Raw genomic sequence first — 11,572 nt, 5'->3', positions numbered from 1 at the left:
AAAAAAGGCCACTCGATTGAGTGGCCTTTCCGTAAAACTGGTTGCGGGAGCAGGATTTGAACCTACGACCTTCGGGTTATGAGCCCGACGAGCTACCAGACTGCTCCATCCCGCGGCGCCAATTCTAACGCCAAAAAACCGTCTGTCAACTCTTGTCTTGGAAAAACTGTTGTTTGTTCAAATGCTTAGCGTTTTTTAGCGAGCCAGATTCAGGCGTCAGGCCTTGCTGGCCGGGGGCTGGCGAGAGATATGGCTGAGCGGTCGGGGCGTCGGGTTTGGCCTGCCAGGATAGGGCGCTGTGCTGGCCGATCATCGCTGGCATAGCCCATCAGCCCGCTGTTGGGCTAAAGTCGGCGGCTATTCAGTTGGAGGTTGAAGATGGGACTTGAATGTAAAGCCTGCGGTGCGCCGCTCCCTAAGCGGGCAGCGACTTGCCCGGCCTGTGGCGCCGCAGTGCCGAAGAAGATGAACTTGCTGCGGCTGGCGGCCTTTATGTTGATCATGATCCTGGTGATTCAGTCTTATATGAGCAAGCCCGATCCCGATGCAGTCGAGCCGGCACCGGCGGCCGAGACGCCGGTGCAGTAGCGGAGGCTGAATTCGCAATAGTGAAATATGACCCTCAGAAAAATCATCCACGTCGATTGTGACTGCTTCTATGCCGCCATTGAGATGCGTGACGACCCGAGTCTGGCCGGCAAGCCGCTGGCGGTGGGCGGCGCTGCAGATCGACGTGGGGTGATCGCGACCTGTAATTACCAGGCCCGCGCCTACGGGGTGCGCTCAGCGATGGCCTCCGGGCATGCGCTGAAGCTGTGCCCAGACCTGTTGATCGTCAAGCCGCGGATGGATGCTTATAAGACGGTGTCGCGTGAAATCCAGGCGATCTTTCGTGAATACACCGAGTTGATCGAGCCGCTGTCGCTGGATGAGGCCTATCTGGATGTGTCGGATAGCCCGCATTTTGCCGGCAGTGCCACGCGCATTGCCCAGGATATTCGTCGGCGGGTCTCGCAGGAGCTGCACATCACTGTTTCGGCGGGCGTGGCCCCCAATAAATTCCTGGCCAAGATCGCCAGCGACTGGAAAAAGCCCAACGGCTTGTTTGTGATCACGCCTGATCAGGTCGAGGCATTTGTGGCCGCCTTGCCGGTGAATAAGTTGCACGGGGTCGGCAAGGTGACCGCCGACAAGCTCGCGCGGCGCGGCATCCGCACCTGTGCTGACCTGCGTGAATGGCGAAAACTGGGACTGGTGAAAGAGTTCGGTAGCTTCGGCGAGCGTCTCTGGGGGCTGGCTCGCGGTATTGACGAGCGCGCGGTCCAGACCGACAGCCGCCGGCAAACGGTCAGCGTGGAAACCACTTACGATCAAGATCTGCCCGATCTGTCGTCCTGCCTCGCACAGTTGCCGCAGTTGCTCGAGGAGTTGGCCAGGCGCATGGCACGGCTGGATACGAGTTATCGGCCGGACAAGCCTTTCGTCAAAATCAAGTTCCACGATTTCACCCAGACTACCCTTGAGCAGGCTGGCGCGGGTCGTGATCTGGACAGTTACAAGCTGCTGCTGAGCGCCGCCTTCACCCGCGGCAACAAGCCGGTGCGGTTGTTGGGCGTAGGTGTGCGCCTGCACGACTTGCGTGGGCGGCATGAGCAGTTCGAGTTGTTTGTGCGGTAGGTGACCCCCGCGGATGCGTATCTACGCCATGGCCTGTGCGTAGGAGCGGCTGCGCGGCGTTAGGCCGCACTCCGTTTTATCCGCGAAGCTTTTCGCGGCTGAAGCCGCTCCCACTATGTTGGGCGCGTGTCTCAGCCTTGTTCCGGCCACAAGCGCAGCGGCTTGCCTTCTGCAGGCCAAAGGCGTAGCTGCTCGATCGGCGAGACATCCCAGCGTTGCACCTTGCCCAGGCTGTCTAGGAAGCGTGCTTCCTGTTCCATAAGCGCCGGGGCGCACATTTTACGGGTGCTGCCGGCGGCGCCGAAGCTCAGTTGTGCGCCCGCCAGGGTGTAACTGGCGAACCAGTGATTGCAGCCGGCATTGCCGTAGGCACGACCGTCCGCGCCCAGTGTGATGGTCAGGTGGCTGCGATCAATCAGTGGGCGTTCGCCAATCCATTCCAGCTGATAGGTTCGCTCGGTCTCAAGTTGCAACGGCGCGCTGGCGCAGCCCAGCAGACTGGCGCTTAGCAGGCCGACGACGAGGGTGCGGGTCATGCGGCTTCCTTTTGGCATTTCGGGCACAGGTGGCGACCATTTTGGCTGCGCCAGCCCAGTTGATTGATCCGTACTTCGGCAGCAGGCGCCTGGGCTTTTTTACCCAGCGCGGCATCGACGGCAAACTCAAAGTCGAGTTGGGTGGCGCAGCCGTCGCATTTTACTTGCCAGTTGAATATCGCCAGCTCGCCAAAAACCGGGCCCTTGGCAACTGCAATCCATTGTCCTGGCGGGTTGATCAGGTGGCGCACCTTTTCGACCTCAAGACGCATGCTCAACTCGCGGCTGCCTTTGAGGGTAACCAGCAGGCTATCTCCATTGCGCATTGAGCCGCCGTTGCCTGTGACCTGATAACGGCCTGGTGCCAGTGCGCGGCATTCAGTCAGGGTGTGCTCGGGGTTGAGCAGGTTGTAGCGAAAATCGTGTTCGGCCATGGTTCCTCCAAGTCAGCGCAAATGCTATCACGCGCCGGGCTGCAGCTGATTGCTCGGTATGCCGGCGGCCCAGTCAGCAATGTTATCCAGCGTGGTGCGGGCGATAGCCGCCAGTGCTTCCTGGGTGAGGAAGCCTTGGTGGGCGGTGATTATGACGTTGGGGAAGCTCAGCAGGCGCGCCAATACGTCGTCCTGCAGGGGAAGGTTGGAGCAGTCCTCGAAAAACACCTCGGCCTCTTCCTCGTACACATCCAGGCCCAGGTAGCCGAGCTGGCCGCTTTTCAGTGCACTGATCAGCGCCGGAGTGTCGATCAGGGCGCCGCGGCCCGTGTTGATCAGCATGACCCCCGGTTTCATCTGCTGCAGGCTCTGGGCATTGATCAAGTGGTGGCTGCCAGTGGTCAGCGGGCAATGCAGGCTAATGATGTCGCTGTCGGCAAACACCTGGGCCAGCGATACCTGGTTGCCGCCCAATTCGGCCAGACCCGCCACGGGGTGTGGGTCGAACACCTGCAGGCGGCAGCCAAAGCCGGCCATTATCCGTGCGAAGACCATGCCTATCTGCCCGCCGCCGATGATGCCAATGTTCTTGCCATGCAGGTCGAAGCCAGTCAGGCCATGCAGGGAGAAGTCGCCTTCGCGGGTGCGGTTGAACGCGCGGTGAATCCGCCGGTTGAGTGCCAGGATCAGCGCCACTGCATGCTCTGCCACCGCGTGCGGTGAATAGGCGGGCACCCTGACCACCGTCAGGCCGAGCTGTTGCGCTGCCCTCAGGTCGACATGGTTGTAGCCCGCCGAGCGCAGGGCGATCAGGCGGGTGCCAGCATTGGCCAGGCGCTCCAGCACAGGTGCCGAGAGGTCGTCATTGATAAACGCGCAGACCACTTCATGGCCTGCCGCCAGGGCGGCGCTGTCGATGGTCAGGCGCGCCTGCTGGAAGTGCAATTGGTAGTCGGCGGGCGCGCCAGCGGCATTAAAGCTGTCGCTGTCGTAGGGTTTGCTACTGAAAAACAGGATTCGCATTCGGGCTCCTTGGCAGCCTGTCCGAGCCTGACAGTGGGCGAAAATGGTAGGTGGGCCCGGTTGTGAGTCTATCGAGCGGCCAACTGACAGAAATGCATAGTTACTGGCAGTCTCTCAGGCACTGATCTGCGCCTCCTTGGCCAGTCGTTCTATCGCTGCGTCGAGCAGATCCAGAGCGTCTGCAGCGGTGGGGGCATTCTGTTTAAGCAGGGTTTCGCTGCGCTGACAGGCGGCCCGCAGTTGCGGCACGCCACAATAGCGGGTGGCGCCGTGCAGGCGGTGCACGCGTTCGATCAGGGCGTTGCGCTCGCCCGCCTCGCGGGCCTGACGGATGGCCTGCCGGTCTGCGGGTAGGCCGGCGAGTAGCATGCTCAGCATATCGGCTGCCAGGTCGGCTTTGCCGGCGGCCAGGCGCAGACCTTCTTCGGCGTCCAGTACGTGCAGGCCGCGACCAGCGTTGGCGCTTTCGCTGGTTTGCTCGGGGCCTTGATTGCGTAGCGCCAGGCCAGTCCATTTGAGTACGACCTGGGCCAGTTGCCGTTCGCTGATGGGTTTGGTCAGGTAGTCATCCAGGCCACTTTGCAGCAGGGCACGTTTTTCGTTGGCCAGGGCGTGGGCGGTCAGGGCGACTATGGGGGTAGGGGGCTGGCCGTGCTCACTCTCGTGCTGGCGAATCGCTTCGGTGGTTTGGCGGCCGTCCATGCCGGGCATCTGCACGTCCATAAGAATCAGGTCGAAGCTTTCCTGCTGGGCTTTTTCCAGGGCTTCATAGCCGCTGCTGGCCGTACTGACCTGAGCGCCCATGTCGCCCAGCAGGGTCTGCACCAGCAACAGGTTGGCTGGGTTGTCATCGACACAGAGCAGGCGCGGCGGTCGGCTTGGGGCGCAAGGGCTGACGTCCGTGCGCGCTTGCCGTGGGCTGACCAACTCGGCCAGCGCGCGTTGCAGTTTGCGTGTGCAGGCCGGTTTGGCTTGCAGCTGGCTGTGCGCATCAGGCAGGACTTCGTGGTAGAGCGCCTGCTCTGTGGTCGGGCAAAGCACCACGGTCTTGCAGGCCAGGCGTTCAAGATCCCAGATGCGCTGACCAAGGCGCTCCGGTGGCAGGTGCTGGGCGCTGACGCCGAGTACCGCGATGTCCAGCGGTTGGTCGCTGTGGTGCGCGCTGGCGACCGCTTCAAGCAGGTTGTCGAGGTTGTCGAAGGCACTGACCAGCAGGCCGCAGTCTTCCAGTTGATGTTGCAAGGCCTGGCGTGACAGCTCATGACTTTCCAGGATTGCCGCGCGGCGCCCTAGTAGCGGCGGGCGGGGCAGGTCTTCGGCGTCATCCCGGGCTTTTGGCAGGCTCAGGCTGATCCAGAACTCCGAGCCTTCGCCTGGGGTGCTGTCGACGCCAATCTCGCCGCCCATTTGTTCGATCAGGCGCTTGGAAATCACCAGGCCCAGGCCGGTGCCGCCGGCCTGGCGTGACAGCGAGTTATCGGCCTGGCTGAAGGCCTGGAACAGTGCGCGCAGGTCTTCGTTGGACAGTCCGATGCCAGTGTCGCGCACGCTGATGCGCAGCTGGGCGCGGTCGGCAGTCTCGTCCTCAAGCATGGCGCGCATGACGATGCTGCCTTCACGGGTGAACTTGATTGCGTTGCTGACCAGATTGGTCAGGATCTGCTTGAGTCGCAGTGGATCGCCCATCAGGGTCAGTGGCGTGTCGCGGTAGACCAGGCTGAGCAGTTCCAGGCGTTTTTCATGGGCGACCGGGGCGAGGATGGTCAGGGTGTCTTGCAGCAGGTCGCGCAGGTTGAAGGGAATGCTTTCCAGGATCAGCTTGCCAGCCTCGATCTTGGAGAAGTCGAGCACCTCGTTGATGATCCCCAGCAGGCTGTCGGCGGATTTCTCGATGGTGCCCAAATAATCTTGTTGGCGCGGGGTCAGCTCGCTTTTCTGCAGCAGGTTGGTGAAGCCGAGAATGCCGTTGAGCGGGGTACGGATTTCGTGGCTCATGTTGGCAAGGAATTCGGACTTTATCCGGCTGGCCTCCAAGGCCTCACGCCGCGCGAAGTCGAGTTCGATATTCTGGATCTCGATGGTCTCCAGGTTCTGCCGCACGTCCTCGGTGGCCTGGTCGACACTGTGTTGCAGTTCTTCCTGCGCGTTCTGCAATGACTCGGCCATGCGGTTAATGCCCGAGGCCAGCTCGTCCAGCTCATGGCTGCCTAAAGGAGGCAGGCGGGTTTGCAGGTGGCCATCTTTGAGCTGGGCGACGCCGTATTTGATCTGCCGCAAGGGCTCGTTGATGCTGCGGCTCATGCGCAGGGCGAGCAGGGCAGTGACACTTAGCCCGGCGCTGATCAGCAGCAGGCTGGCGAGTAGGCTGCGGTAGCCCTTGAGTAGCGTGCCGTGGTGCGACAGCTCCAGCTCGACCCAGCCGAGCAGGTCACTGGCGGGTTGCTCCAGTGGCTCGCCACTGAGGCTCAGGTGCTGTGCCAACACAGGCAGGAGAAAGCGCGTGGCATCTGCGTTGCTGCGCAGTGCTGCTTGGTTTTGCTCATCGCTGGGCGGTTGGTCGAGCATGCTTGGGCCAGCATGGGCCAGGCGCTCGCGCTCGGCACCGAGGAAGCTGACCGCTCTTACATCCGGCTGTTCGAGCGTCTGCGTGGCAATGCGCTGCAGCAGATCCGCATTACGATGCTGCAGTGCAGGTGCGGCCAGCGGTGCGAGTTGTTCGGCAATCATCTGCCCGCGTTGCAGCAGTTGCGCCTGCAGGTCAGACAACTGTACCCAGGTGAAGTAACCGCCCAGCACCAGCGCCAACAGGCTGGTGGGCAGCAGGGTGAGCATGAGTACGCGGCCTTTGATGCCTAGATCCTTGAACACGGACTTCCTTCCTGGTTGCTTGTTGGCTGAACGCAGAGGTTATGCAACATCGAGCGCAGTAAACCAGCGTTTTTCCCACGCTGTCAGGCTGGCAGTGTAACGGCTGGTGGAACAACAAATCAGTAGCACCGCCTTGGCAGCATGCTGCAACAAGGCCTGCGCCATCGCCGGTTATGGCCGTTGCCCGTTTGCCGGTATCATAGGGCCTTTCCAGCCATCTGGACCTGATCGACGCCATGACCTTGCAATACCCTACTATCGCCGATTGCGTCGGCAACACTCCGCTGGTGCGCCTGCAGCGCCTGCCCGGTAATACGTCCAATACGTTGTTGTTGAAGCTTGAGGGTAACAATCCTGCCGGCTCGGTGAAGGATCGCCCTGCGTTGTCGATGATCACCCGTGCCGAGTTGCGTGGTGATATTCAGCCTGGCGATGTGTTGATCGAAGCCACCAGTGGCAATACCGGCATCGCCTTGGCCATGGCTGCAGCGATCAAGGGCTACCGCATGGTGCTGATCATGCCGGATAACTCTACCGCTGAACGCAAGGCCGCGATGACCGCCTACGGTGCGCAGCTGATCCTTGTGAGCGGCATGGAGGAAGCCCGTGACCTGGCCCTGCAGATGCAGGCCGATGGCAAGGGCAAGGTGCTCGATCAGTTCGCCAACGGCGACAATCCGATTGCTCACTACACCAGCACCGGCCCGGAAATCTGGCAGCAGACCGGCGGGCAGGTCACCCATTTCATCAGCTCCATGGGTACCACCGGCACCATCATGGGCGTGTCGCGCTACCTCAAGGAGCAGAACCCGCAGGTGCAGATCGTCGGCTTGCAACCGATGGAGGGTGCAAGCATTCCCGGTATCCGTCGCTGGCCGCAGGAGTACCTGCCGAAGATTTACCAGGCCGAGCGGGTTGATCGCATCATCGACATGGGCCAGCAGGAAGCCGAAGACGTGATGCGCCGTCTGGCGCGTGAAGAAGGCATTTTCTGCGGCGTGTCGTCCGGTGGTTCGGTGGCGGCGATGCTGCGCCTATCGCAGGAAGTGCAGAACGCCATAATGGTGGCGATCATCTGTGATCGCGGCGACCGGTACCTATCAACGGGCGTGTACGACACGCCGGAGCTCTGATGGCCAAGAAAATCAGCGGTTTGCGCTTCCAGCCCAGTGGCGGTGTGCGCGCGGCGCAAATTCCGCTCGGAAAGAAGCAGACACTCAACATCGAGCGCCTGGCCAATGATGGTCGCGGCATTGCCTTTGCCCTGGGCCGCACCTGGTTTGTCAGCGGCGCATTGCCCGGTGAAGAGGTCGAGGCGCGGGTGCTTGGCGCGCGCAGTCAGGTGGTCGAGGCGCGCAGCGAGCGGGTGCTCAGCGCCAGCCCCGAGCGACGGGAGGAGCCTTGCGCTCATGCGCGCATATGCGGCGGCTGCAGCGTTCAGCACATGAGTCATGCTGACCAGTTGGTCCTCAAGCAGCGCATGCTCGACGAGCAGTTCAGCCGCCTGGGCAATGTGCAACCGGATGAATGGGCGCCACCGTTGGTCGGCCCGGAGTTCGGCTACCGTCGTCGCGCGCGCATCGCTGTGCGCTGGGACGTCAAACATAAGCGACTGGATGTCGGCTTTCGCGCGGCGGCCAGCCAGGACATCGTAGCCATCGCCGATTGTCCGGTTCTGGTGCAGCCCTTGCAGCCGATTCTGCATGGATTGCCTGCGGTTCTGCGGACGCTGGATAGTCCTCAGTCGATCGGCCATGTCGAGTTGTTTCATGGCAGTGCCAGTGCTGTATTAGTGCGTCACACTTCTGTATTGAGCGAGGCCGATTTGGCCCGTTTGCAGGCGTTCTGTGAGGCCCATGGCGGGCAACTGTGGTTGCACGGTATCGGCGAACCGCAGCCGTTCGAAGCAGAGCAAAGCCTGGGCTATCGCCTGCAGCGCTGGGATCTGCAGCTGGCCTATCGACCTGGCGATTTTGTTCAGGTCAATGCGCAGGTGAACGAGGCGATGATCGCTCAGGCGCTGGACTGGCTGGCGCCGCAAGCGGATGAGCGGGTCCTGGATCTGTTCTGTGGTTTGGGTAATTTCGCTTTGCCGCTGGCGCGCCTGACCCGCGAAGTAGTGGCGGTGGAGGGGGTGCAGGCGATGGTCGAGCGGGCGGCGCAGAATGCGGCGAGCAACGGCGTCGACAACCTGCACTTTTTCCAGGCCGATCTGTCGAAACCGCTGGGCGAGAGCAGCTGGGCGCAAGGTGGTTTTGCTGCCGTACTGCTCGACCCGCCGCGGGATGGCGCGTTACAGGTAGTTAGGCAGATAGGCAGTCTTGGCGCCAAGCGTCTGGTTTATGTGTCGTGCAACCCGACTACATTGGCCCGCGACACTGCCGAGTTGCTGGCGCAGGGTTATCGGCTGGAGAAGGCCGGCATTCTTGATATGTTTCCGCAAACGGCGCACGTCGAGGCGATGGCATTGTTCGTCAGGGCGTAGATTCAACGCGCGTAGCCGACGGGTGAGCGGCAGGCCAATGCGTTTGGTTTTGCTGCCAGTAGCCCTTATCTACGCTGTGCAGGGGCGCACATGGAGTGTGCCTTAAAGTGGTTAAACCGACCGGGTCGAAGAAGTCCGGCGACTGTCCGGTGTGCGTGCTGCACACCCAAGGGAAGGTAAGCAAGATGGTTCAGGTTAGAGCGCACCAGCCGATCAACGATGACGGCAGCATCAACCTAGAGGCTTGGCTGGCCCATGTACTCAGCGTCGATCCGGCGCTCGAACACGACGCCTTGCTAGACGCCTGCGAGTTCGCTCGCGAAGCCGACCAGCAGGCCAACGTGGTACAGAATTTGTGGTCGGAAGGTGCTTCGAGCTTCCGTGCGGGTCTTGAGATCGCCGAGATTCTTGCAGACCTCAAGCTCGACCAGGACTCCCTGGTCGCTGCAGTCATTTATCGCGGTGTACGCGAGGGCAAGGTGACTCTGGCCGCGGTGGAGCAACGCTTCGGCCTGGTGGTAACCAAGCTGGTCGATGGGGTGCTGCGCATGGCGGCGATCAGCGACAGCCTCAATTCGCGCGACTCCCTGGTGCTCGGCTCCCAGGCCCAGGTGGAAAACCTGCGCAAGATGCTGGTGGCCATGGTCGATGACGTGCGCGTGGCGCTGATCAAACTGGCCGAGCGCACGTGTGCAATCCGCGCGGTCAAGCATGCCGATGACGAAAAGCGTCAGCGGGTGGCTCGCGAAGTTTTTGACATCTATGCGCCGCTGGCACATCGCCTTGGCATTGGGCATATCAAGTGGGAGCTGGAAGACCTGTCCTTCCGCTACCTGGAGCCCGACCAGTACAAGCAGATCGCCAAGCTGCTGCATGAGCGCCGGCTCGATCGCGAGCAGTACATCAATGATGTGATGGGTGACCTGCGCCTGGAACTCGAAGCCACCGGGGTCAAGGCCGACATCAGTGGGCGCGCCAAACACATCTATTCGATCTGGCGCAAGATGCAGAAAAAGGGTCTGCAGTTCAGTCAGATATATGACGTGCGCGCGGTGCGCGTGCTGGTGCCGGAGGTGCGCGACTGTTACACCGCCCTCGGTATCGTGCACACCTTGTGGCGGCATATTCCCAAGGAGTTCGACGACTACATCGCCAACCCCAAGGAAAACGGCTACCGCTCGCTGCATACCGCGGTGCTCGGCCCAGAAGGCAAAGTGCTGGAAGTGCAGATCCGCACCCACGCCATGCACGAGGAGGCCGAACTGGGCGTCTGCGCCCATTGGCGCTACAAAGGCACTGACGTCAAGTCCGGCTCCAATCAATACGAAGAGAAGATTTCCTGGCTGCGTCAGGTGCTCGAGTGGCACGAAGAGCTGGGCGATATCGGTGGGCTGGCCGACCAGTTGCGCGTCGATATCGAACCGGATCGGGTCTATGTATTTACCCCGGACGGTCACGCCATCGACCTGCCGAAGGGCTCTACGCCGCTGGATTTTGCCTACCGGGTGCACACCGAGATCGGCCACAACTGCCGTGGCGCGAAGATCAACGGACGTATCGTGCCGCTCAGCTACAGCCTGCAAACCGGCGAGCAGGTCGAGATCATCACCAGCAAGCACGGCACACCGAGCCGTGACTGGCTGAACTCCAACCTGGGGTATGTCACCACCTCGCGGGCGCGGGCGAAAATCGTCCACTGGTTCAAATTGCAGGACCGCGACCAGAACGTTGCCGCTGGCAAGGCGCTGCTTGAGCGCGAGTTGGCGCGCCTGGCGCTGCCCCATGTGGATTTCGAGAAGCTGGCCGAGAAAGCCAACCTGAAAAATGCCGAGGACCTGTTTGCCAGCCTCGGTGCCGGCGACCTGCGCCTGGCCCACTTGGTCAACCTGGCGCAACAACTGGTCGAGCCGGAGCGCGGCACCGAGCAGCTCGAATTGATCCCGCGCAAGGCCACGGGCTTCAAACCGGGCAAACGCGGCGATATCCAGATCCAGGGCGTCGGTAACCTGCTGACGCAGATGGCTGGGTGCTGCAAGCCGTTACCCGGTGATCCGATCGTCGGTTACATCACCTTGGGACGAGGGGTCAGTATCCACCGCCAGGATTGCGCCGCGGTGCTGCAGTTGGGTGGCCGCGAGCCAGAACGGATCATCCAGGTCAATTGGGGGCCGGTGCCGGTGCAGACCTACCCGGTGGATATCATCATCCGCGCCTACGACCGTTCCGGTCTGCTGCGTGACGTGACCCAGGTGCTACTCAACGAAAAACTCAACGTGCTGGCGGTCAATACCCGCTCGAACAAGGAAGACAACACCGCGTCGATGTCGATCACGGTCGAGATCCCCGGGCTGGATGCGCTGGGCCGTTTGCTCGGGCGCATCTCGCAGTTGCCGAACATAATCGAGGCCCGCCGCCATCGCGCTTCGTAGGATGGGTTGAGCATAGCGATACCCATGCTGTATCTATCATTGGCTCGATGAGTAACGCGGCGCGCGGGTTTATCACTGCCGCGTAATCCGTGGCCCGCGCCGCTAACCCATCCTACGGAT

General features: G+C 61.7%; 9 protein-coding genes and 1 tRNA gene. 5 read left to right on the top strand and 5 right to left on the bottom strand.

Features of this window, described 5'->3' with window-relative positions:
* Positions 1–38 precede the first annotated feature (38 nt).
* Positions 39–115 (bottom strand) — tRNA-Met (locus tag Q8K09_RS09150).
* 263 nt (positions 116–378) lie between these two features.
* On the opposite strand from Q8K09_RS09150, the gene Q8K09_RS09145 reads away from it, so the two are divergent.
* Complete coding sequence (locus Q8K09_RS09145; RefSeq protein WP_305254652.1) at positions 379–588, top strand: zinc ribbon domain-containing protein; 210 nt, start codon at positions 379–381, stop codon at positions 586–588.
* Between the two features lie 27 nt (positions 589–615).
* Entirely contained in the window at positions 616–1,677 is a 1,062-nt protein-coding gene (gene dinB, locus Q8K09_RS09140; protein WP_305254651.1) for a DNA polymerase IV, read from the top strand.
* A 131-nt stretch (positions 1,678–1,808) separates the two neighbouring features.
* Here the strand turns inward: dinB and Q8K09_RS09135 are convergent, their stop codons facing one another.
* The 4 genes from Q8K09_RS09135 to Q8K09_RS09120 all read right to left on the bottom strand — a co-directional run bounded on the left by Q8K09_RS09135 (position 1,809) and on the right by Q8K09_RS09120 (position 6,538).
* Positions 1,809–2,213: an META domain-containing protein gene (locus Q8K09_RS09135; protein WP_305254650.1), complete on the bottom strand. Its 405-nt coding sequence runs from the start codon at positions 2,211–2,213 to the stop codon at positions 1,809–1,811.
* On the bottom strand, positions 2,210–2,647 hold the full coding sequence (locus Q8K09_RS09130) for a hypothetical protein (protein WP_305254649.1): 438 nt from the start codon (positions 2,645–2,647) through the stop codon (positions 2,210–2,212). The genes Q8K09_RS09135 and Q8K09_RS09130 overlap by 4 nt, the downstream gene beginning before the upstream one ends.
* Before the next feature lie 27 nt (positions 2,648–2,674).
* Positions 2,675–3,670 carry a 2-hydroxyacid dehydrogenase gene (locus Q8K09_RS09125; RefSeq protein ID WP_305254648.1) on the bottom strand — a complete coding sequence of 332 codons (996 nt, stop codon included), beginning with the start codon at positions 3,668–3,670 and terminating at the stop codon, positions 2,675–2,677.
* Between the two features lie 114 nt (positions 3,671–3,784).
* Positions 3,785–6,538 (bottom strand): response regulator, encoded by a 2,754-nt coding sequence (locus Q8K09_RS09120; RefSeq protein WP_305254647.1) that lies wholly within the window; start codon positions 6,536–6,538, stop codon positions 3,785–3,787.
* Positions 6,539–6,774: 236 nt separating this feature from the next.
* On the opposite strand from Q8K09_RS09120, the gene cysM reads away from it, so the two are divergent.
* The 3 genes from cysM (at position 6,775) to relA (ending at position 11,452) form a co-directional block, all read left to right on the top strand.
* The gene (gene cysM, locus Q8K09_RS09115; RefSeq protein WP_305254646.1) at positions 6,775–7,671 is read left to right on the top strand and encodes a cysteine synthase CysM; all 897 of its coding nucleotides are present in this window, start codon (positions 6,775–6,777) and stop codon (positions 7,669–7,671) included.
* Complete coding sequence (gene rlmD / locus Q8K09_RS09110) at positions 7,671–9,023, top strand: 23S rRNA (uracil(1939)-C(5))-methyltransferase RlmD (RefSeq protein WP_305254645.1); 1,353 nt, start codon at positions 7,671–7,673, stop codon at positions 9,021–9,023. The genes cysM and rlmD overlap by 1 nt, the downstream gene beginning before the upstream one ends.
* Positions 9,024–9,208: 185 nt before the next feature.
* Entirely contained in the window at positions 9,209–11,452 is a 2,244-nt protein-coding gene (gene relA, locus Q8K09_RS09105) for a GTP diphosphokinase (RefSeq protein ID WP_305254644.1), read from the top strand.
* Positions 11,453–11,572: the final 120 nt, after the last annotated feature.

Source organism: Pseudomonas sp. (assembly GCF_030683065.1).
Classification (GTDB): domain Bacteria; phylum Pseudomonadota; class Gammaproteobacteria; order Pseudomonadales; family Pseudomonadaceae; genus Aquipseudomonas.
The sequence above is the reverse complement of the archived record's forward strand: the minus strand, read 5'-3'. Positions and strand labels throughout refer to the sequence as shown.

Coding starts and splice junctions, on each gene's coding strand:
- rlmD (WP_305254645.1), top strand. CDS start 7,671: ATGGCCAAGAAAATCAGCGGTTTGCGCTTCCAGCCCAGTGGCGGTGTG.
- Q8K09_RS09130 (WP_305254649.1), bottom strand. CDS start 2,647: ATGGCCGAACACGATTTTCGCTACAACCTGCTCAACCCCGAGCACACC.
- cysM (WP_305254646.1), top strand. CDS start 6,775: ATGACCTTGCAATACCCTACTATCGCCGATTGCGTCGGCAACACTCCG.
- Q8K09_RS09125 (WP_305254648.1), bottom strand. CDS start 3,670: ATGCGAATCCTGTTTTTCAGTAGCAAACCCTACGACAGCGACAGCTTT.
- Q8K09_RS09135 (WP_305254650.1), bottom strand. CDS start 2,213: ATGACCCGCACCCTCGTCGTCGGCCTGCTAAGCGCCAGTCTGCTGGGC.
- relA (WP_305254644.1), top strand. CDS start 9,209: ATGGTTCAGGTTAGAGCGCACCAGCCGATCAACGATGACGGCAGCATC.
- Q8K09_RS09145 (WP_305254652.1), top strand. CDS start 379: ATGGGACTTGAATGTAAAGCCTGCGGTGCGCCGCTCCCTAAGCGGGCA.
- dinB (WP_305254651.1), top strand. CDS start 616: ATGACCCTCAGAAAAATCATCCACGTCGATTGTGACTGCTTCTATGCC.